The sequence below is a fragment of the Mycetocola spongiae genome (assembly GCF_020424085.1).
GTDB lineage: Bacteria > Actinomycetota > Actinomycetes > Actinomycetales > Microbacteriaceae > Mycetocola > Mycetocola spongiae.
The window spans coordinates 230,341-255,383 of the sequence record NZ_CP080203.1 but is presented as its reverse complement, the minus strand read 5'-3'; the positions used below and the strand labels follow the sequence as shown (position 1 = coordinate 255,383).

Annotated in this window: 24 protein-coding genes and 1 tRNA gene; 9 read left to right on the top strand and 16 right to left on the bottom strand. The window is 69.2% G+C overall.

The window, feature by feature from the left end; all coding sequences use genetic code 11:
* Positions 1–55 precede the first annotated feature (55 nt).
* From KXZ72_RS01345 to KXZ72_RS01335, 3 genes are all read left to right on the top strand, one after another.
* Entirely contained in the window at positions 56–673 is a 618-nt protein-coding gene (locus KXZ72_RS01345; protein ID WP_226081956.1) for a helix-turn-helix domain-containing protein, read from the top strand.
* Entirely contained in the window at positions 670–1,923 is a 1,254-nt protein-coding gene (locus KXZ72_RS01340; RefSeq protein WP_226081955.1) for an MFS transporter, read from the top strand. Before KXZ72_RS01345 ends, KXZ72_RS01340 begins: the two co-directional genes overlap by 4 nt.
* A 281-nt stretch (positions 1,924–2,204) precedes the next feature.
* The gene (locus KXZ72_RS01335) at positions 2,205–2,624 is read left to right on the top strand and encodes a hypothetical protein (RefSeq protein ID WP_226081954.1); all 420 of its coding nucleotides are present in this window, start codon (positions 2,205–2,207) and stop codon (positions 2,622–2,624) included.
* Here the strand turns inward: KXZ72_RS01335 and KXZ72_RS01330 are convergent.
* The 3 genes from KXZ72_RS01330 to KXZ72_RS01320 form a co-directional block, all read right to left on the bottom strand.
* Positions 2,558–3,322: a PIG-L deacetylase family protein gene (locus tag KXZ72_RS01330; RefSeq protein WP_226081953.1), complete on the bottom strand. Its 765-nt coding sequence runs from the start codon at positions 3,320–3,322 to the stop codon at positions 2,558–2,560. The genes KXZ72_RS01335 and KXZ72_RS01330 overlap by 67 nt on opposite strands.
* 52 nt (positions 3,323–3,374) lie before the next feature.
* Positions 3,375–4,130: an SDR family NAD(P)-dependent oxidoreductase gene (locus tag KXZ72_RS01325; protein ID WP_226081952.1), complete on the bottom strand. Its 756-nt coding sequence runs from the start codon at positions 4,128–4,130 to the stop codon at positions 3,375–3,377.
* A 126-nt stretch (positions 4,131–4,256) separates the two neighbouring features.
* Positions 4,257–5,447: a glycosyltransferase gene (locus tag KXZ72_RS01320; RefSeq protein ID WP_226081951.1), complete on the bottom strand. Its 1,191-nt coding sequence runs from the start codon at positions 5,445–5,447 to the stop codon at positions 4,257–4,259.
* A 118-nt stretch (positions 5,448–5,565) separates the two neighbouring features.
* Between KXZ72_RS01320 and KXZ72_RS01315 the strand changes: the two genes are divergently transcribed.
* From KXZ72_RS01315 to KXZ72_RS01305, 3 genes are read left to right on the top strand one after another with little or no spacing between them, the layout of a single operon-like run.
* The gene (locus KXZ72_RS01315; protein ID WP_226081950.1) at positions 5,566–6,729 is read left to right on the top strand and encodes a type III polyketide synthase; all 1,164 of its coding nucleotides are present in this window, start codon (positions 5,566–5,568) and stop codon (positions 6,727–6,729) included.
* Positions 6,707–7,426 carry a methyltransferase domain-containing protein gene (locus KXZ72_RS01310; RefSeq protein ID WP_226081949.1) on the top strand — a complete coding sequence of 240 codons (720 nt, stop codon included), beginning with the start codon at positions 6,707–6,709 and terminating at the stop codon, positions 7,424–7,426. The genes KXZ72_RS01315 and KXZ72_RS01310 overlap by 23 nt, the downstream gene beginning before the upstream one ends.
* Positions 7,423–8,667 (top strand): FAD-dependent oxidoreductase, encoded by a 1,245-nt coding sequence (locus KXZ72_RS01305; RefSeq protein WP_226081948.1) that lies wholly within the window; start codon positions 7,423–7,425, stop codon positions 8,665–8,667. The genes KXZ72_RS01310 and KXZ72_RS01305 overlap by 4 nt, the downstream gene beginning before the upstream one ends.
* On the opposite strand, the gene KXZ72_RS01300 is transcribed toward KXZ72_RS01305, so the two are convergent.
* The 3 genes from KXZ72_RS01300 to KXZ72_RS01290 form a co-directional block, all read right to left on the bottom strand.
* The gene (locus tag KXZ72_RS01300) at positions 8,618–9,019 is read right to left on the bottom strand and encodes a DUF779 domain-containing protein (protein ID WP_226081947.1); all 402 of its coding nucleotides are present in this window, start codon (positions 9,017–9,019) and stop codon (positions 8,618–8,620) included. The genes KXZ72_RS01305 and KXZ72_RS01300 overlap by 50 nt on opposite strands.
* The gene (gene exaC / locus KXZ72_RS01295; protein WP_226081946.1) at positions 9,019–10,542 is read right to left on the bottom strand and encodes an acetaldehyde dehydrogenase ExaC; all 1,524 of its coding nucleotides are present in this window, start codon (positions 10,540–10,542) and stop codon (positions 9,019–9,021) included. The genes KXZ72_RS01300 and exaC overlap by 1 nt, the downstream gene beginning before the upstream one ends.
* Before the next feature lie 100 nt (positions 10,543–10,642).
* Positions 10,643–12,004, bottom strand: a complete 1,362-nt coding sequence (locus KXZ72_RS01290) for a helix-turn-helix domain-containing protein (protein ID WP_226081945.1) — start codon at positions 12,002–12,004, stop codon at positions 10,643–10,645.
* A gap of 263 nt (positions 12,005–12,267) precedes the next feature.
* Between KXZ72_RS01290 and adhP the strand changes: the two genes are divergently transcribed.
* Complete coding sequence (adhP, locus tag KXZ72_RS01285) at positions 12,268–13,281, top strand: alcohol dehydrogenase AdhP (protein WP_226081944.1); 1,014 nt, start codon at positions 12,268–12,270, stop codon at positions 13,279–13,281.
* Between the two features lie 70 nt (positions 13,282–13,351).
* Here adhP and KXZ72_RS01280 read toward each other — a convergent pair whose 3' ends face one another.
* The 4 genes from KXZ72_RS01280 to KXZ72_RS01265 form a co-directional block, all read right to left on the bottom strand.
* Entirely contained in the window at positions 13,352–15,526 is a 2,175-nt protein-coding gene (locus KXZ72_RS01280; protein ID WP_226081943.1) for a heavy metal translocating P-type ATPase, read from the bottom strand.
* A gap of 50 nt (positions 15,527–15,576) precedes the next feature.
* Positions 15,577–16,419, bottom strand: a complete 843-nt coding sequence (locus KXZ72_RS01275; RefSeq protein WP_226081942.1) for a siderophore-interacting protein — start codon at positions 16,417–16,419, stop codon at positions 15,577–15,579.
* A 117-nt stretch (positions 16,420–16,536) separates the two neighbouring features.
* Positions 16,537–17,574: a prohibitin family protein gene (locus KXZ72_RS01270; RefSeq protein WP_226081941.1), complete on the bottom strand. Its 1,038-nt coding sequence runs from the start codon at positions 17,572–17,574 to the stop codon at positions 16,537–16,539.
* 169 nt (positions 17,575–17,743) lie between these two features.
* Positions 17,744–19,870 carry an Ig-like domain repeat protein gene (locus tag KXZ72_RS01265; protein ID WP_226081940.1) on the bottom strand — a complete coding sequence of 709 codons (2,127 nt, stop codon included), beginning with the start codon at positions 19,868–19,870 and terminating at the stop codon, positions 17,744–17,746.
* Between the two features lie 121 nt (positions 19,871–19,991).
* On the opposite strand from KXZ72_RS01265, the gene KXZ72_RS01260 reads away from it, so the two are divergent.
* Together KXZ72_RS01260 and KXZ72_RS01255 are read left to right on the top strand one after the other, a co-directional pair.
* A complete protein-coding gene (locus KXZ72_RS01260; protein WP_226081939.1) occupies positions 19,992–20,639 on the top strand; it encodes a TetR/AcrR family transcriptional regulator in 648 nt (215 codons plus the stop codon).
* Positions 20,640–20,716: 77 nt separating this feature from the next.
* On the top strand, positions 20,717–21,157 hold the full coding sequence (locus KXZ72_RS01255; protein ID WP_226081938.1) for a carboxymuconolactone decarboxylase family protein: 441 nt from the start codon (positions 20,717–20,719) through the stop codon (positions 21,155–21,157).
* Here the strand turns inward: KXZ72_RS01255 and KXZ72_RS01250 are convergent.
* The 6 genes from KXZ72_RS01250 to KXZ72_RS01225 all read right to left on the bottom strand — a co-directional run bounded on the left by KXZ72_RS01250 (position 21,154) and on the right by KXZ72_RS01225 (position 24,998).
* The gene (locus KXZ72_RS01250) at positions 21,154–22,059 is read right to left on the bottom strand and encodes a sigma-70 family RNA polymerase sigma factor (RefSeq protein ID WP_226081937.1); all 906 of its coding nucleotides are present in this window, start codon (positions 22,057–22,059) and stop codon (positions 21,154–21,156) included. The two genes, KXZ72_RS01255 and KXZ72_RS01250, sit on opposite strands and share 4 nt — an antisense overlap.
* Positions 22,060–22,147: 88 nt before the next feature.
* Positions 22,148–22,220: transfer RNA gene (locus KXZ72_RS01245), tRNA-Ala, on the bottom strand.
* A 106-nt stretch (positions 22,221–22,326) separates the two neighbouring features.
* A complete protein-coding gene (gene rsfS / locus KXZ72_RS01240) occupies positions 22,327–22,731 on the bottom strand; it encodes a ribosome silencing factor (protein WP_226081936.1) in 405 nt (134 codons plus the stop codon).
* Between the two features lie 17 nt (positions 22,732–22,748).
* Complete coding sequence (locus KXZ72_RS01235) at positions 22,749–24,191, bottom strand: hypothetical protein (RefSeq protein ID WP_226081935.1); 1,443 nt, start codon at positions 24,189–24,191, stop codon at positions 22,749–22,751.
* Positions 24,188–24,787, bottom strand: a complete 600-nt coding sequence (nadD, locus tag KXZ72_RS01230) for a nicotinate-nucleotide adenylyltransferase (protein WP_226081934.1) — start codon at positions 24,785–24,787, stop codon at positions 24,188–24,190. Before nadD ends, KXZ72_RS01235 begins: the two co-directional genes overlap by 4 nt.
* Before the next feature lie 16 nt (positions 24,788–24,803).
* Positions 24,804–24,998 (bottom strand): hypothetical protein, encoded by a 195-nt coding sequence (locus KXZ72_RS01225; RefSeq protein WP_226081933.1) that lies wholly within the window; start codon positions 24,996–24,998, stop codon positions 24,804–24,806.
* Positions 24,999–25,043: the final 45 nt, after the last annotated feature.

Below are 25,043 nucleotides of genomic sequence, written 5' to 3'. Positions count from 1 at the left end.
TCCACCTTGCAAAGAGTTGTTTGCAAAGCAGTGTTTGCGTTGCTAGGGTGGGCGCATGAATAAGCCCCCTAGCCCCGGCATCGGCGATGCCCGCACGCTGCGCGCCCTCGCTCACCCGCTGCGATTGCGGCTGCTGGGCCTGCTGCGCACGCTGGGGCCCTCCACCGCAACCCGGCTCGCCGCTGCCTGCGGGGAGTCCTCGGCACTCACCAGCTATCACCTGCGCCGGCTCGCCGAGGTGGGCATGATCCTCCCCGCCGATCCCGGCGCACTAACCGAGGTCACCGTGCACGCGCGCGACCGCTGGTGGGTCGCCGCCTCGGCACTGACCTCCACCGCCCCGCCCGCCCCCGGCGATGACGCGGGGCGCGAGGCGGGCACCCAATTTGCCCACGCCGTGGTGACCGCGCACGCCGAGCGCGCGCGGCTCTGGCTGGACCAGCAGGAGCGCTGGGCACCCGAGTGGGCCGGGGCCGCCACCCTCGGCGATCGCCAGCTGCGGCTGACCCCCGCCGAGGCGCGCGAGCTGGGCGCGGAGATCGCCGCGGTGATCGAGAGCTATCGCCCGCAGGACCCGGCCCGGGCCGCGAACCCGGAGGGCAGCGTGATCATCGCGGCCCAGTACGCTGTTTTCCCCGCACCCGAGGTGCTCCCACCCGCGAACCCGGCATGAGTGGCCTCCCGGCCGCGGCCATACCCGGGGGTCGCAGCCGCCTGGCCGCCCTGCTTCTCGCCTGTGGTGCCTCTCAGGTGGGCAATGCCATCTCCGTGCTGGCCACCCCGTTCCTGGTCCTGAGCCTGGGCGGCTCCGGGATCGAGATGGGCATCGCGAGCACGGTGGCCACGGTCCCGGTGGTGCTGGGGGGTCCGCTGGGCGCGGTGCTTGTGGATCGGATCGGCTATCGGCGCTCCAGCATGATCGCCGATGCCGCGAGCGGCGCCACGATGCTCACGATCTGCGTGCTCGCCACCACCGGCACCCTGGCGTTTCCCGCGCTGCTGGCGCTGCTTTTTCTCGGTGGCCTCCTGGATACCCCCGGCAATACCGCCAAGAACGTCTTGCTGCCGGATCTCGCGGCCGCGGCGGGCCAGCCGCTCGCGCGGGTTGTGGCCTTTGCCACGGGGGTCGAGCGCGCGGCACTGATGCTCGGGGCCCCGCTCGGCGGAATCCTGATTGCACTCTGGGGGCCGGGCGGGGCAGCCGGGGCCACCGCCGGACTATTTGCGCTTGCGGTCGTGATCGTGCTGCGCGGAGTGGGCCGCGATCCGGAACCCGCCGGGCGCGGCGGGGCCGAGGATCCGGCGGGCTATTGGGCCGATCTGCGCGCGGGTTTTATCTTTGTCTCCGGGGAGCCGGTACTGCGCGGACTGGTCCTGATCTTCCTGCTGATCAACGTGCTGGATGCCGCGCGCTTCTCGGTGCTGCTTCCGCTGGCCGCCGAGCGCGACCTGGGCGGGGCGGCCGTGCTCGGCGCGCTGATTGCCGCGCTCGGCGCGGGGGCCCTGGCCGGTGCGCTCGCCTATGGGGCCTGGGGGCAGCGTCTCCCGCGACGGGTGGTATTTTTTCTGGCGCTGCTGATCGCGGGCCTCCCCCTCTCGCTGGCGCTGGGCCTGGGCGCGCCGCTCCCGATGATTTTTGCCGCGGCGGCACTCACCGGGCTCTCGGCGGGGGTGCTTAACCCGATAGCCGGAACCGCGCGCCTGGAGCTGGCACCCCCGGCAATGCGGGCGCGCGCGCAGAGCCTGATGCTCGCGGGGTCCTGGGCGGGAATGCCGCTCGGGGCGATGCTCGCCGGGGTGGGGGCGGAGACGTGGGGGCTGCGGGCGTGTTTCCTGGTGATCGCGCTGGTATATACCCTGATCGCGCTGATCCCGCTCCTGGACGGAAGATGGCGGCGGATTAACGCCGCCCGCCCCGCCTAGCCCGCGGGCTGTCCGGGAGGGTCCCGGGCGGCGGCGGCCGATCCGAGCCCCCTCCGCGCGGGCGGGGGCGCGGATCGGCGCCACGCGGGGCCTCCCCGGGGCCGGGGCCGGCTCGGCGGGGCCCGGACACAACGGCCGTGAGCTAGTTTTTCTCCGTGCCGCCCGGGAAAACTGGATATGCTCGGCCCGATCCGCGCGGCCGAGCCTGGCACGCGACCCCGGGCAGACTCCATGACGGCCACAGCAACCGCGAGCACCAGCCCACCGGATCGGCCCCGGCAATGATCCGGGGAACGGGCCCGGGCGCGCTGCCGGGATGGGCCGGGACCCTCACCGCGGCCGCGATCCCCGTGCTGCTGGGGGTAGGCCTGATCCGGCTATTTCCCGGGATCGGCGCGGCGCACGGCGGGTTCGGCGACGCCGCGTATCTCACCCTGTTCTGGGTCTGCGCCAATCTCTATCTGGTGCTCGCCCCGGTCCAGGCGTGGGGCCCGCCGCGGCGCGCCCCCTCACGCATGAGCCGCGCGCTGTGGACCGTGGCCTGCGCGATCGCGCTTGGCGCCGCGCTCCGAATATTATTTTTTGAGCGGCTCGCGGGGGCCGTGCCGGCCGCACTCCTCTCGATCGCGCTCTATTACGCGCTCGCGCCCGTGCTTCTTCCCCGGCCCTCGCCCGATACGCCGGCCCCGGACGCGCGGTAGCGTTCCTCCACCGGAAACTCCTGCTCCTGGCCACCCGAGTGGGTGATCACGTCCCCGCTCAGCGTGAGCTGCGTGCGATGGGCATTCAGCGCCGCGCGCATCTGCCCGGCCACGGGCGCCACCGCGATCACGGTATCCCCGGGCTGCGGATCCTCCGTGACGATCGCGACCACGGGGAGGTCCCGGAGCGCACCCGCCGCGCCCGCCGCCTCCCAGCAGCGCACGTGATCGGGATGGCCATATCCGCCGCCCGCGTCATAGCTCACGATCAGCTCGGGGCGTAGCTCGTCCACGATGCCGAGTACCCGCGCGACCACGGCCTCCAGCGGCACGGTGCTCAGCGCATTCCCGGGCGCATCAGCGGGCGGCTCGGCGCGGCCATCGGCGCCCCACTGCATTCCGGAATCGGAAAACTCCCCCGGGGTGGCCCCCAGATAGCGGTGTTCGCTCACGCCGAGCGCGGCGAGGGCGCGCGCCAGTTCGCGCTCGCGTTCGCGCGGCAGCTCGCCGCGGTCCAGCAGCACCGAGAGCGGGCCCGGGACCACCTCGCCGCGCTCCCCGCGGGTGGCGGTGAGTACGGCCACCTCCACGCCACGCCCCGCGAGCGTGGCGATAGCCGCACCCGTGGCCAGGGTCTCGTCATCGGGGTGGGCGTGGAGAAAAAGAATACGGCGCAGGGAGGCGGGGAAAACACTCATTGGTCTATCGAACCAGAAATTGCCGTTCCCCACACTCCCCGCGCCGCGGGACCTACTGTGCCGAGTAGCCGCCATCAACCAGGTGATAGCTGCCGGTGATAAACGACGCGGCATCGCTGGCGAGGAAGGCCACCAGCGGCGAGACCTCCTCGGGCAGGCCCAGGCGCTTCATCGCGTGGCGGTTGGCCAGGAACTCCTGCTGCGCGGCGGGCATATTTGCACCGAGCAGCGGGGTCTTAATAAAGCCCGGGCCCACGGCGTTTACGCGCACACCGGTCAGGGCGTTTTCCAGCGCGGCGGTCTTGGTCAGGCCCACCACGCCGTGCTTGGCCGCGGAATAGGCGGAGGAGTTATCAAAGCCCACGCCGCCGAGGATCGAGGCCATGTTCACGATCGAACCGCCGCCGTTTTTGATCATCGCGGGGATCTGCGCGCGCATGCCATAAAACACGGCGTTGAGGTTGATCTCGATGACCTTGCGCCAGGCGTCCACGGGATACTCGGCCACGGGGGCCGAGGCGCCGGCGATACCGGCGTTATTCACGGCGATGCGCAGCGGCGCGAGCTTCTCGGCGGCGGCCACGGCGCTCTCGCCCCAGGCGGGATCGGTGACATCGCCGATCAGGCCCTCGGCGGTACCACCGGCGGCGCGAATCTCCGCGACAACCGCCTCGGTGTGCTCGGCGTTCAGGTCGGCAACCAGCACGGCCGCACCGCTGCGCGCGAGTTCCAGCGCCACGGCCCGGCCGATACCGGAGCCGCCGCCGGTCACGATTGCGGAGCGGTCCGAAACATCATAGATAGCCATAATTTTCTCCTTTATGAGGGTTATGGCGCCAGATTACGCGTGGCCCCTGCGCGTTATCCACGATTATGCCGAGGGCGGAGCACCCGCCGTCGGATTTTCGCCCTGGGCAGAACCGCGCGGCGCGGGCTAGGGCCGCGGGGGCAGCCCGGTGCCGTCCAGGAGGGAGTTATACAGCGCCCGGATGCGATCCACCCCGTCGCGCTCCTCGACCCGGGCCGAATACTCGCGGGCCGAGATGCCCAGGGCATCGCGCCGCGCGGGATCGCGCAGCAGCGATTGGATTGCCGCCGCCCAGTCCACCGGATCGCGCCCGGTCACCAGCAGGCCACTCTCGTTCTCGCTCACGGCATCCACGAGCCCGCCCGCGCGCGAGGCGATCGTGGGCACGCCGCTGGCCGCGGCCTCGGTGGCCACCAGCCCAAAGGTTTCCGAATAGGACGGGATCAGCACGATGGCCGCGGCACGCATGGCCTCGGCGAGGCGCTCGCGGTCCAGGCTGCCCAGCAGGCGAAGCGTGACGTTTTTGGCGGCGGCCAGGGATTCCAGGCGCTCGCGATGCTCGGGGGTTCCGCCGCCGGCCACCACAAGCTCGGGCCGCTCCCGCTCCGGGATCTCGGCGAGCGCGCAGATCGCGAGGTCGATGCCCTTCACTGTACGCAGCCGCGCGGCCATAAACAGATAGCCGGCGTTGGTGCCGGGACGGAAGAGTTCGCGGTCCACCCCGGGGCTGACCACGCGTACCCTATCGCCGGCGATTTTTTCGGCCTCGGCGCGGCTCAGGGCGATCACCAGGTCGCTTTCCAGGGCGATTCGCTCCTCCCCGGCAAAGCGCTCGGGCGCCTGCGGGCCCGCCCCCGGCGGGCGCAGGGTCGCGGTGAGTGCGGCCACGGTATGGAAGGTCTGTACGTGCGGGACGCCCCAGGCGCGCGCGGCGGGCAGCCCGGCCAGGCCGGAGAGCCAGTAGTGCGAGTGCACGATGTCATAGGGTTCGCGGCGGATCAGTTCCTCCGTGAAGGCCGCGGCGAGCGCGGGAATCTCGGGCTTATCGTGATAGCGGGGGTCGCCGTCATCAAGCAGGAATACGCGCACGCCCGGTTCCAATTCGGTCTCGGCGGGAAGATCGGGATCGGTGCGCCGGGTGAAGAGGTCCACGGTATTTCCGGCGAGCGCCAGCTGGTGGGCGAGGCCCAGCAGATAGATGGTCATGCCGCCGGCCTCTCCCGAGCCCACGGGTTCCAGGGGGCTGGAGTGCATGGCGATGAGGGCGATGCGATCGCCGCCGATCCCCGCTGCCTCGGTCGGGAGGAGAGTGCTCATGGTGCGTGTCCTTCGGTACGTGGTGGGCGGTTGCGAGATGATATTTTGCCCATCGGTCACTCTATCGGGAACGCACCTCGATCATTGTTATTCCCGGCCCCGCCGGTTATGTTGAATCATGAGCGTTATCATTCGAGCGATTGAGACCGAAGTACCTCCGAATATTCTGATTCAGGACATAACGCGCGACGTTTTTGCCGCCCAGCCCGGGCTCACCCGGCTCGGGCAGCGCCTCGTGGGCTCCGCATTTGACGCCTCGGGCATCCACACCCGGCACAGCGTGGTGGATGACTTTAATACCGAGGGCCCCGCGGGCACGGGCGCCTTTTATGATCGGGACACGGGGCTGCTCGGCTCCCCCGGTACCCGGGAACGTAATGAGCTGTATATCGAGCGGGCCCGCGAGCTTACACTGGCCGCCGCGCGGCGCGCACTCGGCGCCGTTTCCGGGCTGACCGCCGCCGATATCAGCCATGTGATCACGGTGTCCTGCACCGGATTTTATGCCCCGGGGCCCGATTATCAGATCGTGCGCGAGCTGGGCCTGGCCCCCGGCACCCTGCGCTATAACATCGGCTTTATGGGCTGCTATGCGGCATTCCCCGCCCTGCGGGCAGCGCAATCCTTTTGCGAGGCCGATCCGGGCGCGGTGGTACTGATCGTGAGCACGGAGCTGTGTTCGATCCATGTGCGCTCCTCGAGCGATCCCGATCAGATCGTCGCGGCCTCGGTATTTGCCGATGGTGCGGCGGCCGCAATCGTCTCGGCCCGAACCGACCTGGGCACGGCACAGTCCCCCGGGCTGCGCCTGGACCGGCTGCGCAGCGAACTGGTCCCGGTGGGCGAGACGGAAATGGCCTGGACCATCGGCGATGAGGGCTTCGAGATGATCCTCTCCGCGAGCGTACCCAAGATCATCGATACCTATATCGCCGGGGCACTCGGGCCGGTACTGGAGGCCGAGCCGGAACTCGCCGCGGATCCCGCGGGCAATATCGGCCGCTGGGCGGTGCACCCGGGCGGGCGCAGCATCCTGGACCGGGTGCAAAACCGGCTGGGGCTGAGCGAGGAGCAGATGATCCCCTCGCGCACGGTCCTGCGCGATTATGGCAATATGTCCAGCGCCACCATCCTGTTTGTGCTGCGCGAGATCCTGCACGATAGCGACGTGGCCGCGGGAGAGCGCGTTTGCGCGATGGCCTTTGGGCCGGGCCTGACCGTGGAGACCGGGCTTCTCACCCGCACGCTCGGGGACGGCCGTGCCGACGCTCTCCGCGCGTAATACCCGGGTGCGCGAGCTCATGGACGATCCCGGGTGTGACCGGGCCGTGCTGGAGCGCACCTATGCGCAGTTCCCGCTGGTTAATGGCGCGTTTGCGGGCTGGAAACACACCTATCGAACATATATTCGAACGGGGTTCACCGGGCCCACCCATAGCCTGATCGATATCGGTTCGGGCGGCGGGGATCTGGCCCGCGCGCTGGTGCGCTGGGCGGCCCGGGACGGCGTGAGCCTGCGGGTCAGCGCCCTGGACCCCGATCCGCGCGCACAGGAATACGCCCGGCGGCAGCCCCGCACCAGCCCCGCGATCTCCTGGCGCACGGCGCATAGCTCGGATCTGGTGGCCGCCGGGGAGCGCGCGGATTTTGTGGTGTCCAATCACGTATTGCACCACCTGACCGGGCGCGAGCGCGAGGCCCTCTGGCAAGACAGTGAGGCGCTGGCCCGGATCCGGGTGGTGCACTCGGATATTGCCCGTTCCTCCGCCGCGTATCTGGGCTTTTTTCTCGCCACCTCCCCGCTTGCGCTGCCCGGGATTGCACGGTCCACGTTTATTCGGCGGGATGGGCTCACCTCGATCCGGCGCAGCCTGACCCCGGGCGAGCTGGCCCGGGAGCTTCCCCCCGGCTGGCGGGTGGGTACGCAGGCCCCCGCGCGTGTGCTTGCGCTCTGGGAGCCGCGGCGGGGGCGGGGATGAGCGCGGATATGCCCACCCCGGAGGCGAGCGCGGATGTGCTGGTTCTGGGGGCGGGGCCGGTGGGGCTCTTTGCGGCCGCGCTGCTCGCGGAGTCCGGCGCCCGGGTCACGGTGCTGGAGGCGCGACTGACCCGCCCGCCCGGTTCGCAGGCCATCGGGTTGCACCCGCCCGCGCTGGCGGCCCTGGACGCACTCACCCTCGCGGGCGAACCCCTCGGTGCGCGCATCGCGCGCGAGGGCGTGCGGGTATTCGCGGGCCGGGCGATCTTTTATGGCGCGGACCTCGGCGCACCGCTCCTGGATGCGCGGCTCGCGCTGGATGTGCCCGGCAGCCGCTATCGGCACGTCGTGACCCTCCCCCAGTATCGCGTGGTCTCCCTGCTGGAGCGGGCCCTTGCCGAACGCGCCGGCGTCACGATCCTGCGCGGATTCCGGGCGGGCCGGATCACCCGCACGGGCGAGCGGATGCGCGTGATTGAATCCGTGCCGCCCGAGACCGCCGCGGCCCCGCGCACGTGGGAGGCCCGGTTTATCCTGGGCGCGGACGGGGCCCGCGGCGCTGCCCGGGCGCAGGCCCATGCGCGCATCGGCACGCGCGTCTCGCGGCATCGCTATGTGATGGGCGATGCGCCCGACCGGGGCGATCTGGGTCCCGTGGCCACGCTGATCTTTCATCCCGAGGGGGTCCTGGAATCCTTCCCGCTACCCGGGAACCGGCGGCGCTGGGTGGCACACCTGGGCCGCACGGACCCTCGCGGCGATCCCGCGGCCACGCTATGCGCGCTGGTGGGCCGTCGCGGCGGCGAGGCCCCCGCACTCCCGGAGATCAGCGATGCCACGTTTTTTGGGACGCGGCGCGGCGTGGTCTCCGCGATGACCGGCCCGGGGATCGCGCTGCTCGGCGATGCCGCCCACGAGATCTCCCCGATCGGCGGGCAGGGCATGAACCTGGGCCTGTTGGACGCCCACGCGCTGCTGCCGGGCATTCTCGCGGCCGCGCGCGGGGATTCCTCCGAGCCCCTGCGCGCGGCCGCCCGGATCCGCGTGCGCCGCGCCCGCCTGGCCGCGGCCATCGCCGAGGCCAATGCCTCCTGGGGTGCCCCCGCCTCGGGGCCGGGGCTGCGCGTGCGCGCGGGGATGGCCCGGATCGTCCTGGCCACCCCCGCGCTCTCCCGCCTCGCCGCCCGCGTCTTTACGATGCAGATTCCGCGGCCCGAAGCGCCGCGCTCTCCTCATCGCTAAAAAGCCGCGAGCGAATTAGGAAGCGTTTGCCGTGCGGGGCCTCGATCGAAAACCCGGAGCCGCGTCCCTCCACCACATCGATCGTGAGATGGGTATGCCGCCAATATTCAAACTGCGAGCGCGACATATAGACCGGCACCGGATCGATATCCGCCACCTCAAGCTCGCCCAGCAGAATATCCGCGGCCCCGATGCGAAACATCCCCACCGGATAGCACATCGGCGAGCTGCCATCGCAGCAGCCCCCGGACTGATGAAAGATCAGCGGCCCGTGGGCGGCGGCCAGCTCCCGCAGCAGCCCGGCGGCCGCGGCGGTGATCTCCACCCGCCGCGGCACCCCGGTATGCGGCATTAGAAGAAGCCCATCGGTCCCTCGGCATAGCTGACCAGGAGGTTTTTGGTCTGCTGATAGTGATCAAGCATCATCTTATGGTTTTCGCGGCCGATACCCGACTGCTTATAGCCACCGAAGGCGGCATGGGCCGGATACTGGTGATAGGTATTGGACCAGACCCGGCCGGCCTGGATGGCCCGGCCCGCGCGGTATAGGGTATTTGCCTCGCGGCTCCATACCCCCGCACCGAGGCCGTAGAGCGTGTCATTGGCGATCGAGATGGCCTCGTCATAATCGCGGAAGCTGGTGAGCGCCAGCACCGGGCCGAAGATCTCCTCCTGGAAGATGCGCATATCGTTCCTGCCCTCGAATACGGTGGGCTGCACATAATATCCCCCGGAGAGCTCGCCACCCAGGTCCGCGCGCTCGCCGCCGATCAGCAGCTTCGCGCCCTCCCGCTTGCCGATATCCAGATAGCTGAGGATCTTCTCCAGCTGATCATTGGAGGCCTGTGCGCCGATCATCGTCTCGGTGTCCAGTGGATTGCCCTGCTTAATGGCCCGCACCCGCTCCAGGCCATCGGCCACAAACCCGTCATAAATCGAGGCCGCCACGAGCGCGCGCGAGGGGCACGTGCATACCTCGCCCTGGTTCAGCGCAAAGAAGCTGAACCCCTCCAGCGCCTTATCGTAATAGGCGTCCTTTTCGCGGGCCACGTCCTCAAAAAATACGTTGGGGCTCTTGCCGCCCAGCTCCAGGGTGACCGGGATCAGGTTCTCGCTGGCATACTGCATGATGAGCCGGCCCGTGGTGGTCTCCCCGGTGAAGGCGATCTTGCGGATGCGCGGATGCGAGGCCAGCGGGGCCCCGGCCTCGATGCCAAAGCCGTTGACGATATTCAGCACTCCCGGCGGCAGCAGGTCGCCGATGATGTCCATCAGCAGCAGGATCGAGGCGGGGGTCTGCTCGGCGGGCTTCAGCACGATGGTATTGCCCGCGGCGAGCGCCGGTGCGAGCTTCCAGACGGCCATCAGCAGCGGGAAATTCCAGGGGATGATCTGCCCCACCACGCCCAGCGGCTCGAGAAAGTGATAGGCCACGGTATCGCCGTCGATCTCGCCCAGCGTGCCCTCCTGGGCGCGGATGGCCCCGGCAAAATAGCGGAAGTGGTCGATCGCGAGCGGAATATCGGCGGCGAGGGTCTCGCGCACGGGCTTGCCGTTTTCCCAGGACTCGGCCACGGCGATTTTTTCGAGGTTCTCGGCCATCCGGTCGGCGATCTGATTTAAGATAATCGCGCGCTCGGTCACGGAGGTTTTGCCCCAGGTCTCAAATGCCCGCCAGGCGGCATCCACCGCGGCGTCGATATCGGCGGCGGTGCCGCGGGCCACCTCGGTAAAAACCTGCCCGGTCACGGGGGTGCGGTTTTCGAAGTATTGCCCACCGCTGGGCGGCGTGAACTCGCCCCCGATGTAGTGGTCATAGCGCGAGCGATAGCTCACGATGGAGCCGGCGGTTCCGGGGTTGGCGTAGAGGGTCATGGTGCTCCTTAGGACATCGTTGTCGTGGGGCCCGCTTCGGATACGGGGACCTGGCTCGACACTATGTTCCCGAGGGTTGCACAGGGTTGCATCGCGGCCGCTAGGCCAGCTGGGTCTCCAGCTCCTCCAGGTGCTCTACCACCCGGGCCCGGCGCGGCGAGCGCGCGGGCAGCAGGTGCAGGCATGCGGTCCACACCTCCACGTCGTAATAGGCGTCGGGGGTTTGTGCGTATTGCAGGAGCACGTCCACGGAGGCATCGGTGAGCAGGGCCTCGCGCATGCGGGAGGCCAGACGGGTGCGCATGTCCACGATCCCGGGGGCCTCCGAGCGCGGCAGCAGCGGCCCCGGATAGCTCGCGAGCGCCACCCTGTGTGCGCCGCGGTCGAGGAGGGAGAGCACCCGGCAGCCATCCACCTCGGGCGGGGAGGGGAGACGATAGGGGCGGGATTCGATCACCAGGGCGGGCGCGCGCCGGGCGAGGATCTTGCGCAGCCTCACGATCTCGGCGCGCAGGGTGACCACGGTGGGTTCGCCATATACGCGCCACGCGAGATCCTCGGCGGAGAGGCCCGCGGGATGCCAGGCCAGCAGCGCCAGAATTTCGGTATGCCGGGCGCTCAGGCTCAGGGCCTCGGGGGCACCCTGGGCCGCGGCCGGGCCAAAGCCCTCGCGCGGATCGGTGCCGCGCGCGGCACCCACCGGCAGCTCGGGGGCCTCGGGGCCGAGGTCAAGCTCGCCGGTATCGCGGCCCAGCAGGTTCAGCGTGGGGGCCGCGGCGCGGGAGGGACGGCGCGGGCCGCGCATAAACTCCACCAGCGGCCGCCGCGGGCTCGCGGGGCGCCCGGCCAGGCTTTCGCGCAGGCGCTGCACCATGATTTCGCTCTCCACTGCGAGGGCCGTGGCCTCCACGAGCGGGAGGGTATGTGGGTCCACGACCTCATCGCCGCCGGTGATATCGATCACGCCGATGATGCGCCGGGTCTCGGGATCGTGCACGGGAACGGCCGTGCAACTCCAGGCGTGCACCGCCTGCGCGAAGTGCTCGGCCCGGTGAATCTGCACGGCGTGATCCAGCGCGAGGGCCGTCCCGGGGGCGCTGGTGCCGATGCCGTTCTCGGACCAGTCGGCTCCCTCCACAAAAAGCATGCGTTCGGCTCCGGATTTTAGCCGCCGATCGCCGTCCACCCAGAGCAGCCGCCCGGCCTCATCGCCCACGGCGATCAGCACCCCGGAATCGCCCTCGGCATCGCGCAGCAGGAGCTTGCGGATCACGGGTAGGGCCGCGGCCAGCGGATGCGCGGCCCGGTATTCGCGCAGCGCCTGGGCGTCGAGGATCAGCGGAGGCAGATCGCGTTCGGGGTCGAGGTTGCGTGCCCGGGCGCGATCCCAGGACGCGCTCACGAGCGAGCGGGTGCCGGGAATCAGGTTGCGGGCGGGGAGGGCCAACCAGGGATTGGTCATGATGGCATCCACTCCTCGTTGACGGTAGATCCGGTCCCCCCAGTGTAGATTGCGGGGCGCTCGCTCCGCCAGGGTTCGTCCGATCCCGGACCCTGTGGTCCGACCACAGGGTCGGGCGGGGCAAAACCGTGTCATGATGCAACCTCTTGCAACCCCTCGGCGACTAGCGTGATAATCACACCGGGGCACCCGTGTGCGACTTCCCGCGCGCGGGCGACGCCCCGAATCGTACATCTAAGGAGACCGATTCCGTGTCTAAAAAAATGCGCGCCGCCGTTGTCCATGCCTTCGCCGAACCCCTCACCGTTGATGAGGTGGCGGTTCCCAGCCCCGGCCCCGGCCAGGTCCTGGTGAAGGTGGAGACCACCGGAGTCTGCCATACCGATCTGCACGCCGCCCACGGCGACTGGCCCGTGAAGCCCAAGCTGCCCGTGATCCCCGGCCACGAGGGCGTGGGTACCGTGGTGGAGCTCGGCGAGGGTGTCACCGATATTGCCCTGGGCGATAAGGTCGGAAACGCCTGGCTGTGGTCCGCCTGTGGTGTCTGTCAGTACTGCCGCACCGGCTGGGAGACCCTGTGTGAGTCCCAGGAAAACGGAGGCTACTCCGTGGACGGCAGCTTCGGTGAGTATATGATCGTGGACGCCAAATTTGCCGCCCGCATCCCCGAGGGTGCCGACCTGGTGGAGATCGCCCCGATCCTGTGTGCCGGCGTGACCGTCTATAAGGGCCTGAAGATGACCGAGGCCCGCGCGGGCCAGTGGGTCGCCATCTCCGGCATCGGTGGCCTCGGCCACATCGCCGTGCAGTATGCCGTGGCAATGGGCTTTAACGTGGTGGCCATCGACGTGGATGACGCCAAGCTGGAACTGGCCAAGAAGCACGGCGCGCTTGTGACCGTGAACGCGGCCACGGAGGACCCGATCGCCGCGGTCCAGGAGGCCACCGGCGGCGTGCACGGCGTGCTGGTCACCGCCGTTCACCCCAAGGCCTTTGGTCAGGCCCTCGGCGTGGCCCGCCGCGGCGCGACCATCGTCTTTAACGGTCTTCCCCCGGGAGACTTCCCCGCCAATATCTTTGATATTGTGCTGCGCGGCCTGACCGTGCGCGGATCGATCGTGGGTACCCGTCAGGACATGATCGAGGCCATCAACTTCTATAGCGAGGGCAAGATTAAGCCCACGGTGGCCACCGCGAAGCTCGACGATATCAACGGCATCTTTGACGATATGCTCGCCGGCAAGATCGACGGCCGCATCGTGATGGACCTGCGCTAGGTCCTCCGCGTCCCGAGGGGCCGGTGCCGGGTTTTCCGGCACCGGCCCCTCGTATCTCGGCGGGCGGCGCCTAGCGGGCGAGGGCGGCGCGCACCCCGGCCTCGGGCCGCAAGTCCAGGCGGCGCAGCAGCTGGGCATTGGCGGCCACGATAATCGTGGACAGCGACATCAGCACGGCCCCCACCGACATCGGCAGGATAAACCCGATCGGCGCCAGGACCCCCGCCGCGAGCGGCACCGATAGCAGGTTATAGCCCGCCGCCCACCACAGGTTTTGGCTCATCTTGCGATAGCTCGCGCGGGAGAGCTGGATCACCGAGAGCACCGAGCGCGGATCATCGCTGGCCAGGATCACCCCGGCCGAGGCGATCGCCACATCCGTTCCCGCCCCGATCGCGATGCCCACATCGGCCCGGGCGAGCGCGGGCGCATCGTTCACCCCGTCACCCACCATCGCCACACCCCGGCCGCCCGCCTGCAGCTCGGCCACGCGCGCGGCCTTATCCTCGGGGCGTACCCCGGCAAAAACCCGGGTGATGCCCAGCTCGCGCGCCACGGTCTGCGCCACCGCCTCCGCGTCACCCGTGATCATGACCGCCTCGATTCCGAGGTGGCGCAGCGCCTCCACGGCCTCGCGGGATTCGGGACGGATCTCATCGGAGAGCTTCAGCGCCCCGATCACCTCCCCCTCGGCGAGCACATGCAGGATGATCGCGCCCTCGCCGCGCCAGGGTTCGGCCACCGGCAGCTCCCGGGCGTTGAGCTCGCTCAGCAGGCCCGGGCCGCCCACGCCGATGCTCCGCCCGTCCACGAGGGCCCGCACGCCCAGCGCGGGCGAGGAGGTGAAGTCCCGGGCGGGGAATCGCGGGAGGTTGCGCTCCGCGGCGGCCGCGAGGATTGCGCGCGCGAGCGGGTGTTCGGAATCGGCCTCGGCGGAGGCCGCGAGGCGAAGCACCTCCTCGGGGGTGAGCGAAGAGCCGGGTGCCGACACGATCTCCTCCACGCGGGGTTCGCCGCGGGTGAGGGTGCCGGTCTTATCAAAGAGCACGCTGCTCACGGTCCGCATGCGCTCCAGCGCGAGCCGATCCGTGATCAGGATGCCGCCGCGGGCCGCCCGCTCGGTCGCAATCGAGACCACGAGGGGGATGGCCAGGCCCAGCGCGTGCGGGCAGGCGATCACCAGCACGGTGATGGTGCGGATCACGGCGTCCTCGGGATAGCCCAGCACGGACCAGATAATCGCGGTCACGGCGGCCGAGCCGAGGGCAAACCAAAACAGCCAGCCCGCGGCCCGGTCGGCGAGGCGCTGGGCCCGCGAGGAGGAGTTTTGGGCCTCGGTGACGAGGCGGGAGATGCCGGCCAGGGCGGTGTCCTCCCCCACCGCGCTCACTCGCACGCGCAGGCCGGAGTCGGTGGCCACGGTGCCCGCGATCACACCCTCCCCCGGGCCGCGGCGCACGGTGCGGGATTCGCCCGTGATCATGGACTCGTCCAGATCGGCGGAGCCCTCCTCGATCCGGGCATCGGCGGGGATGCGCCCGCCGGGGCGGACGATGACCAGATCCCCCACGGCGAGCGCGGAGGGCGGGACCCGGGTGATCAGCTCGGCCTCGCCGGGCGCGGCGGGCACGACCCGTTCGGCCTCGTCCGGGAGCAGGGCGGCGAGGCTATCCAGGGCCGAGGAGGTCTGTGCGAGGGAGCGCATCTCGATCCAGTGCCCCAGCAGCATGATCACGATCAGGAGGGCGAGTTCCCACCAAAAATCGAGGCCCGGGTCCAGCAGCCCCAGGCTGGCACCCCAGGAGGAGAGGAACGCGACGCTGATGGCCAGGGTGATCAGCAGCATCATGCCGGGGGTGCGGGCGCGCAGCTCGGATACCGCGCCGGTCAGGAAGGGCCTACCGCCCCAGACATACATGAGGGTGCCCAGTACGGGTGAGACCCAGGCCAGGCCCGGGATATCCGGCAACCGATAGCCGAGGATATGCGCAAACATGCCGGAGAGGCCCACCACGGGGATCGCGATGAGGAGCATGATCCAGAACAGGCGACGGAAGGCGGCCACGTGGTCGCCGTGACCGCCGTGACCCGCATGCGCGTCATGACCGCCGTGGGCGTCATGCGCATCATGACCATCATGACCAACGTGGCCTTCATGCGCTTCATGACCGCCGTGGGCGCCATGACCCGCGGGCGCGACGGGTCCCGTGGGCGGGTGGACGGGGTGGTTCTGTTCCTCGGTCATGACCCCAGGGTATACCCCCCTGGGGTATCTGTCCAGGGTTGTTAAAATGCCTAGGCGGGGAAGATCATCCCGATGGGCTCGCGCTTTTCTGCCTGGAAGCGATCCTCCGCGCGGCCCGTGGCCCAGTATCCCGAGAGCGAGAGCTGCCCGCGCTCCAGCCCGCGCCGATTCAGGAAAACCTCCCGCAGCGCCTTCATCGACTCGCGCTCACCGTGCGCAAAAACCTGCACCCTGCCCGCGGGCCACTCCGCGGCATCCACGGCCTCGGCCAGGAGCCCGGGCGTGCGCTCATCGCGCCGCCCCCGGAAGACCCAGTGCACCGCGACCCCCTCGGGGGCATCCAGCGCGGGGCGATCGGCCTCGGATTCCACCTCGATCACGGCGAGCCCGCGCGCGGCCGCGGGGAGCGCCTCGATGCCCGCGGCAATCGCGGGGAACGCCGATTCATCACCGGCAAACAGGTGCCAGTCATAATCACTCTCGGGCCGATAGGCCCCACCCGGTCCGGCAAAAACCACGCGCTCCCCCACCCGGGCGCGGGCCGCCCACGGACCGGCCAGGCCCTCATCGCCGTGCACCACAAAATCCACGTCGATGCTGCCCGCGGCGGCGTTCACGCGCCGGATCGTATAGGTGCGGGTGACCGGAAGGTCCTCGGGCGCGAGCGTCTCGCGCAGGGCCGCCACATCATAGGGGGGCTCGAGGCCCAGCCCGGGCTTGGCAAAAAAGATCTTAATATAGCGATCGGTGGCCTCACCCCAGTCCACGCCGTCAAAACCGGGACCGCCGAGGGTGAGGCGCACGAGGTGTGGCGTGACCCAGGAGCGCGCCACCACCTCCAGGATGGTCTGCGGGCGGGCGGGACGACGGGAGGGGGCACCGGGGATACTCATAGTGCCCCATTCTGCCGGGTTCGCCCGGGAAACGCCCGGGCGGGGCCCGAGGGGTCCGATTTGCTGGATCGCGCTTCCGATTAGCGCTATTTTGCGTGTGACCCCGCGGGCGCCCTCCTATTCCCGATTCAGGTTCAGCATCCCGTTAAAGCCCTCGGGCACCACCACGAGGTTTCCCGACTGCCCCAGGGTGGAGAGGGTGTCCAGATAGCGCTGCTTGAGGATCGGATCGGTCAGCGACTCGGCCAGCTTGCGGTTGGCCTCCGCCTCGGCCTCGGCCTGCACGATCTTCTGCTGGGCCGAAACCTCGGTGGCCTCAAGCTCGGCGCGGGCCTGCTCCACCTTGATCCGGGAGGCCTGGGCATCGTCAAAGCGCGCGGTCACATCGCTCGAATAGCGAATCTCCTGAAGCGAAACCGTCTCGACCTTCACCCCCTGCTTATTCCAGCGAGCCTCGAGATATTCGGTGATTTCCTTCTCGGCCTTGGCCCGGTTATTCAGCAGCTCCAGCGTGCCGTACTGGGCCGGAACCGTGCGCACACCCGCACGAATATCGTTCTCGATGAAGCGGGATACAAAATTCTCCTGCGTCTGATACTTCTTATAAATCTCGGTCACCGAGCCCGGGTCCACCGAATAGCGCACCGAAATATCGATATTCGCGGTCACACCCTCGCGGTCCTGAATCGTGATCTGAGAGCCGTTATCCGCGCTTCCGTTGGCATCCGCACTACCCCCAAAGAGCACCTGCTGATTGCGGGTGTCATAGGTGACCAGGGATACCCACGGGGCTTTAAAATCGGCCCCGGGCGTGACGTCCTGGCCTACCACCCGGCCATCAAAGCTCAGCAGAACCTTGGCCTGCCCCTCGTCCTGCACATAAAACGTCGAGGCGAAGAGCGCCGCGAGGGTTCCGGCCCCGAGCAGCGCGGCCACACCGCGCGCCACGTTCACGCCCTTCCGGGTGGGGACGGCGGCGGTGTCGTTTTTCCGGGCCTTAGCGCCGCGGACCGCCGAAGATTCCTCCTCAGCCTCGTCACCGAGTGGCGCCTCGGCGGGGGCGACGGGGAGCGCCGCGAGCGCACGCGACATACCCACGGCGATAAACACCGCGATCACGGTGCAGAGACAAAGAATGATGGCGATGATAAACACGAGAATTAACTCCAGAATGGTCCACGCCGGCGATTCCGGCCACGAGCCCGAGCGGCAAAGTATATTCGATGGTATTACATGGCGGGGGGTGCTAAAAACCGCCGCCCGTCCCGCGACCCCCGGGTGATGCCGGGGTGGCGGAACGGGCGGCGGCCCACGCTATATGCGGCTATCCGCGGCGGCGCACCCGCATCGAGGTGAGCACACCCGCGGCCAGCAGCAGCGCGGCCAGCACACCGGCCCCGGCCAGGTTGGCGCCGGTCGCGGCCAGGCCCGCGGGGCGCGGTCCCGCGTCAACCGCGGCGGGGAGCGCCGCGGATTCCACCGTGAAGGGAATCCGGGTGATCCGGCCCGAGGTCTCCCCCACGGCGATGATCGTATGCGCCCCCGGCGTCACGGTGGGGATGCGGGCGATCAGCACGCCGGCCCCGCGCTCATCCATGGTCACGGTACCCAGCAGCACCGGATCGGAGTGCAGGGTCACGCTCACGCGCTCGCCCGGCAGGAAATCACGCAGCTCGATGCGTACCTCGGCGCCCGGCGCGGCCGAGACCACGCTCGGGATCAGGCTGGGGTTGGCGGGGGCGCTCACGAGGATCCGGGCCGGCGCTGAGGTGCCGGGAAGATAGGAGTCGTCCCCGAGATATTCCGCGCGCAGCTCAGTGTCCCCCGCGGTCAGCCCGGTCACGGTGATGCTCGCGGTTCCCGCACTCAGGGTAGCGGTGCCACGCACGGCGTTTTTTGCGTCCAGGAGGCGCACGGTGCCGCCCGCGGCGGCCTCGGCGACGCCCGTGACCGACACGGTGGCCCGGGCCGATTCCCCGGCCACCACCTCGGCGCGATCCAGGCCCAGCGTGACCACGGGCTGGGCGCGGGTGATCTCGGCGGTCGCGGTGGCACTCAGCGGCGCGAGTGCGGGCAGGGCGAGCGTGGCGGTAAAGGAGTGCTGCCCGATGGTTCGCTCGGGCGCGGGCACGCGTGCGATCCCGGCGGCATCGGTCACGGCACTCAGGCCGTTACCAAAGTCCACGCTCAGTCCCGCGGCCGGGCGGCCATCGGCGCGGGATACCAGCGCCCGGTATTCGCCCGCCGCGCCCAGGGCCCGGGTCGAGGCATCCGCGGTGAGGGTCACATCGGTCAGGGTATGCACCAGCCCACCCGCGGTAAGCACATAGCGGGCCCCGCCGGCGCGCGGGTCATCGATCAGGTCGCTGGGCCCGCGGCCCAGGTTCAGGGTGCGCACGGGGTTCTCGGCGTTTACAACCGGCGGCACCACGGACAGGAAGGAGTTCAGCGTCACGGGCCATACCCGGGTCAGGACCTCCACCGACCCGTCGGCGCGGGGCACGATGGCCCTCTGGTCAGACCAGGGCTCGGCCCCGTCCGGGAACGCGCCGAGGGTCTCGGTGCGCAGCACCGGCGCGGTGCCGGTCCAGGGGGTGGCCCCCAGCCAGTTCAGGGTGTTATCGGCGGCATTGGTCGCGAGGATAGTGCCGGAGGCGGGGTCAACCGCGATCGAGTGCGGGCCAAAGCTCATGTCGATGCGTGCGCCCAGCACGGCGGGATTCACGGAGCTATCCACCACGATCAGGCCCCTGCCGGGCTCGTCCGCGACGAGCAGGCGATCGCCCGTCGCATCGCGGATAAATCCGCTTTCGCCGTCTCCTCCCGGCAGGGCGAGGCTCTGCACGAGGTTCAGGCGGTCGGGTCCGGTGGACGCACCCAGTACGTTCACGATGCGGTCATAGCCGTGCAGGATATATACCCGACCATCCGCCCCGACCTGGATACGCTCGGGGTTCTGCTGCGGCAGCACAACCTGCGGGGGCCGCACCGCATCGGTATAGGTTGCGTCCGGGTCCACCACGGAAACGGCCGAGGGCGGCAAGGTGTTATGAGTCACATAGACGGTTCCGTCCAGAGGAGACACCGCCACCCCGCTCGCGGAGGACGGACCCGCCAGTGCGATCAGCGAGGAGAGGCCGGTCTTCAAATCGATCACGGTCAGCCAGGCACCCGAGGGGCTCGTGGCATCGGCGATATAGAGGCGATCCCGGACGGGATCCACGACGCCGCGCATGAGCGCAAAATGGCCGTTCGCCGCGCGCACGTTAACCGTCTGGGCCAGCGCGGTTTGGGTCATGGAGGCCGGCACCACGGGGACGGCCGCGGCGGGTGCGGCCAGCGCGCCCGCTCCGGCCAGCGGCATCATCAGCACGGCCAGCAGGGCGAGGCCCCGACGCGATCGGGCCCTCGGCCCGGATTCCCGCCCGGGGGCGCGGGTATGTGTTTTCACGGTTCTCTATTCTCTTTTCACTACGCACCGTAGCGATTTGAGAATAGCAGAGGCGGGGCGGTTTTCCACCCCGGTTTTGACATTCTAGACTGGGGGATATTCGCCGATCCAGGAGTATATTGTGCACACCGATTCACCATCCGCCTCCCTGCGCCGCCTGCCGCGCCAGGACCGCAGTGGAAAGCGCGTGGAACTCATCCTGGATACCCTCGCCGAACTGATCGACGAGGTCGGATATGCCGCACTCACCCCGACGCTGGTAGCCAAGCGCGCGGGAATGTCGGGCCCCGGAATCTACCGCTATTTTGACGGCCTCCACGCGATCGGCCAGGCGCTCGCGGCGCGGAATCGGGAACGACTGATCGCCGCGACTCGGGAACACCTCGCCCGACCCGGGGGCGACTGGGAAACCTCGATGGCCGAGGTCATCGGCCTCTATGCCGTGTTTTTCCGCACCGAGCCGGGCTTTCGCTGGATGCGGCTGGGCGATGCACTGGATCGCAGCCTGGATGATAATGCCGCCACCAACCGCACGGTGTTTGCCGCCGAGCTGACCGAAATATTCTCCGTGCGCTTTGAGGTGTCCCCGCGCGCCGATCTGCTGCGCCACGTGGAGGTCGCGGTGGAGATCGCCGATAGCCTCACCGCGCGCGCCTTTGAATCCACCCCCGAGGGCGATGCGTTTTATATCCGGGAGTGCGCCACGGTGATCGTGGGATATCTGCGCGATTATCTGGCCCGGACGCTCCCCGCGGAAAACCCGGCCTAGTCCCGCGGGGCGGCCGTCACATATCCGCCTCCCGCAACGACAACCCCTTTGACAGTGATTACTTTCGAAGGAGCATCATGACCCGATTAAATATTGCCCAGCACTCCCCCGCGGGCTATCGCGCGGTGGCCGCGCTGGACGCACTCCTGCGCGATGTTTTGGACCCCGAACTGCTCGACCTAGTGAAGCTGCGCGCCTCGCAGCTGAACGGGTGCGCATTCTGTGTGGATATGCACGGCGCGGATCTGGGCGCGCTGGGGGTTCCCGTGCGCAAGATTATCGCCGTATCCGCGTGGCGCGAGGCGGGCTTTTTTAGCCCGCGTGAGCGCGCCGCCCTCGCCCTCACCGAGGAGGTCACGCTGCTGCCCGGCGGGGTCTCCGCCGCGGTCTGGGCCGAGGCGGCGGGGCTGTATAGCGAGCCCGAGCTGGCCAATCTGGTGCTCGCGATCGGCACGATCAACCTGTGGAATCGGATCGGCGTGAGCACCGAGCTCACGCCGCCGCCACTCGCGGGCTAACCGCGGCCTTCCGCCCCGCCCGCGCGGGGCGGAAGGCACGCGAGGGCGCCGTGTTTTGCCGGGTTTAACACGTCGTAGACCCGGAAAATCGCGCCCTCGCGCACCTCCACGGACAGGATATGGACGCCGCCCGAGAGCGTGAGGACCGCGCCCGGACGGCCGTTGACCCGGAGGAAGCGCACGCGGCGCCGGGTGGCATGCAGTGCGGCCACCCCCGCACTGAACCGCGCCACCCGGGGGCGGCCATATATCGGGTTGAGGGCCGCACGCACCCGGCCGCCGCCGTCGTTATAGGACACCACATCCGCGTGCAGTACGGCCTCGAGGGCCGCGAGGTCGCCCTCGCGGGCGGCGCGTAAAAAGGCGCGCAGAAGCCGCTCGTTTTCGGCATCGGCCGCCGGGCCCGCGGGCCGCCCCGCGCGCCCGGCCTCCAGGACCACACCGGCGCGCCGCGCATGCTGACGCGAGGCAGCGGGGCTGATCCCCAGGATGCGCGCGATCTCCTCGTGCGGGGAACCCAGCGCCCGCAGCACCGTGACCGCCCGCTGCGGCGGCGTGAGCGACTCCGCCAGCACCAAAAACGCATAGCCGAGGGTATCGTCCCGCTCGGCGGCCTCCGCGGGCCCGGGGGCGGCCCCGCGCGGCGCGCGGCGCTCCAGCAGCGGCTCGGGAAGCCACGGACCGATATAGTCGCGTTCACGCTCGCGCCGCCGCAGCGCGTCGATCGAGCGGCGCACCGTGACCGTGGTGAGCCAGCCGCCCGGGTTTTCCACCCCGACCGCCCGGTGTAGCTCCCACAGCACCTCCTGCACCACGTCCTCGGCCTCCACGCGGGAGCCCAGCATACGATAGGCGAGGCGGATAAGCCGCTCGCGCTCGGCGGCATCGGGCTGCTGGGTCATGTTCCCAATATAGGAGCCACCACCGACGCCCGCGGGGCCGCTCCGGGATGCAAAAAACCCCGGCCGCGTGGCCGGGGTTTTTCCTGGGTGGATCTGGGGGGACTCGAACCCCCGACCCCCTGCATGCCATGCAGGTGCGCTACCAGCTGCGCCACAGACCCAAACTGCTACCCGCTCGAAGAAGCTTCTCGCTGGCAACTCATTTAGAATACAACACTTCGGTGTTGGACTCGAAATCGCTGCGCACTCCGGGCGAGTCGCGGTGTTTTAGGCGGAGGGAAGCGCCTCGGAGGACTCGTTCGACTCGGCCGCAACCAGAACGTCCAGGGGAATCTCCGGGCAGTCCTTCCACAGCTTCTCGAGGTCGTAATAGGAGCGCTCCTCCTCGTGGAATACGTGTGCCACGAGGCCACCGAAGTCCACCAGGACCCAGCGTCCGCCGGCGCGACCCTCGCGGCGCTTGGTCTTAAAGCCCGCCTCGTTGAGGCGGTCCTCGATCTCACCGGCGATGGCGATAACGTTACGCTCATTGCGGCCGGTGACGATCAGGAAGGCGTCAACAAACGGCAGCGGCTGCGAGACGTCCAGGGCGAGGATATCGATTCCGCCCTTATCGTCGGCGGCCGTCGCGGCGATCTGCAGCGCCTCGTTTACGGGGAGTTCGGAAGTCATTAAAACCTTTCGGGGAGTTACGGGCCGGCCCCGATGGAGCCATTTGCCAGGGCGATAATCACCACGGCCACCACGGCCAGGGCAAGAGCGCCGGCCGTAATGGACAGAATCATCAGAAGACGGTTGTTTTTGGCCGGAGCCGGAGGGGCAATCACATCGCGTGTCGCGGTGTGGGAACTCACCGCGCGGCTGGCCGAGACGGGGTTCCCGGCCGTTGCCGGCTGCGGGTCCTCATCGTGGTCAAACATGGTGTCCAGCTCGCCCTTTTCAAAGCGATTCGAGTGCTGGCCGGTGTTGCTCAAACTGCCCGGAAGATCAATTGTACCCGTGATCAGCGACTCGCCAAGACCGATGATCGGTCCGGTGAGCGGGCCGGCCCCGGGAATCGAGGGCAAAATCAGGGCGCTCGTGGCGGCCCCGCTGCCCGCCGCGGAGTCCACTCCGCGGGCGATAATATCGTCAAACGCGCTCCCCGAGGCCGGGGAGGCACTGCCCACGGAGGCGCCGAAGTTCTGGGCGAGGCGGGGTTCGCCGGAATGCCCCTTCTCGGCGGCCGCACCAAAGGCGGCGCCGCGCGGCATCGCGGTGGTCTCATCGGGGGTGCCGGCGGGCAGCTGCACCGCGGGGGCCTGATGCCCGCTGCGGCGGGGCCCGGAGGCCTCGGCTGCCGCGGCGGCCTCCTGCTCGGCCTGACGGGCGTTGCGCAGCGCCTCGGCCTCGCGCTCGGCGGCGGCACGCAATTCGTTCACGCGGGCGCTCTCGGCGGCCGCGGCGCGGGCAGCCTCATCGGCCGCCGCCTGCTCGGCCTCGGCGGCGGCCTCGGCCGCTGCCTTCTCGGCGGCATCCTTGCGGGAGGCCTTCTTCGAGGCGCGCTTGGAGGGCGCCCGCTCGGCCTCGAGGCGCGCGGCCTCGGCCCGCTCGGCGCGTTCCTGTTCCTGGCGCGCGGCCACGGCGGCTGCCTCCGCGGCGGCCTCGCGGGCCGCCCGGGCTGCGGTCTCCGCCGCCTGACGCTCGCGCTCGACCTCAGCGCGCACGGCGGCCGCACCGGCCTCGGCCTCGGCGGCGCGGCTCTGCGCGGCCGGGGGTGCGGTGGCCAGGGAACCGGTCACGGCGGCGATGGTCGCCACAACGTCCTCGCTGGTGCGGCCATCGGAGTGGCCACCGGGGGCGTCCTCGACCAGGGGTACCGCTCCGGTCAGGCGGGCGCGTTCCAGCTCGCGCACCTCGCGCCGGGTAAGTGTTTTTCCGTTGGCGGCGGCCTCCTCGAGGCGCTCCAACTCGCGCGTGGAGAGCGGGGCGGTCACCGGGGGAAGGGTGATCTCATGCTCGGGCGCCTCCCATCGGGGCGGCTGCTCGGCGCTCGCGCCGGGGGCTACGGGCCCGGGCGTGATCGCGCCCGTCTGCTGCCGTTCGCGCAGTTCCCGGCGAGACAGCGGCTTATCATCCTGCGACGTGCTCATCCATTACTCCGATATAGGTGGTGCTTGCTAATGTACTGAACCACACCGTCCGGCACCAGGTACCACACCGGTAATCCATTTTTTACCCGGCTGCGGCAATCGGTTGAGGAGATGGCCATCGCCGGAACCTCAAGCACATTAACGTCCTTATTGGGCAACACGGCCTCCGTGAGCACGTGGCCCGGCCGGGTCACCGCCACAAAATTTGCCAGCGACCACAGCTCGTCCACGTCTTTCCACCCGAGGATCTGCGCCACGGCATCCGCCCCGGTAATAAAAAACAGATCGGAATCGGGACGCGCGCGACGCAGATCACGCAGGGTGTCGATGGTATACGTGGGGCCCTCGCGGTCGAGGTCCACGCGGCTCACCGTGAAGCGGGGATTGGAGGCGGTGGCAATCACCGTCATCAGATAACGGTGCTCACCCTCGGTGACCCGGCTCTTCTGCCAGGGCTGGCCGGTGGGCACAAAAACAACCTCATCGAGGTCATAGGATTGTGCCACCTCGCTCGCGGCCACGAGGTGACCGTGATGGATGGGGTCAAAGGTTCCACCCATGACCCCGATCCGTGGCCGGCGTTGCGCCGCCTTCATTCCCGCAAATCCGTGACTAGTGCTGGCCGGCACCGGGCTGTGCGGCCGGCTTCTGGCTGTGGCGGTTGGCTACATCGCGGTAGGCAAAGAGGGTGACACCCAGAACGGTGAACACAACGAGGGCGCATACTCCGTACATAAACGCGGGCATGGGCAGCTCCACATGGGCGGCCTCGGCGGCCGCGGAAGCGAGGATCGTCGAAATCGACATCGAAACTCCATTCAGTTCAGGCGGGGATCGCCTCGCACCAGTCTA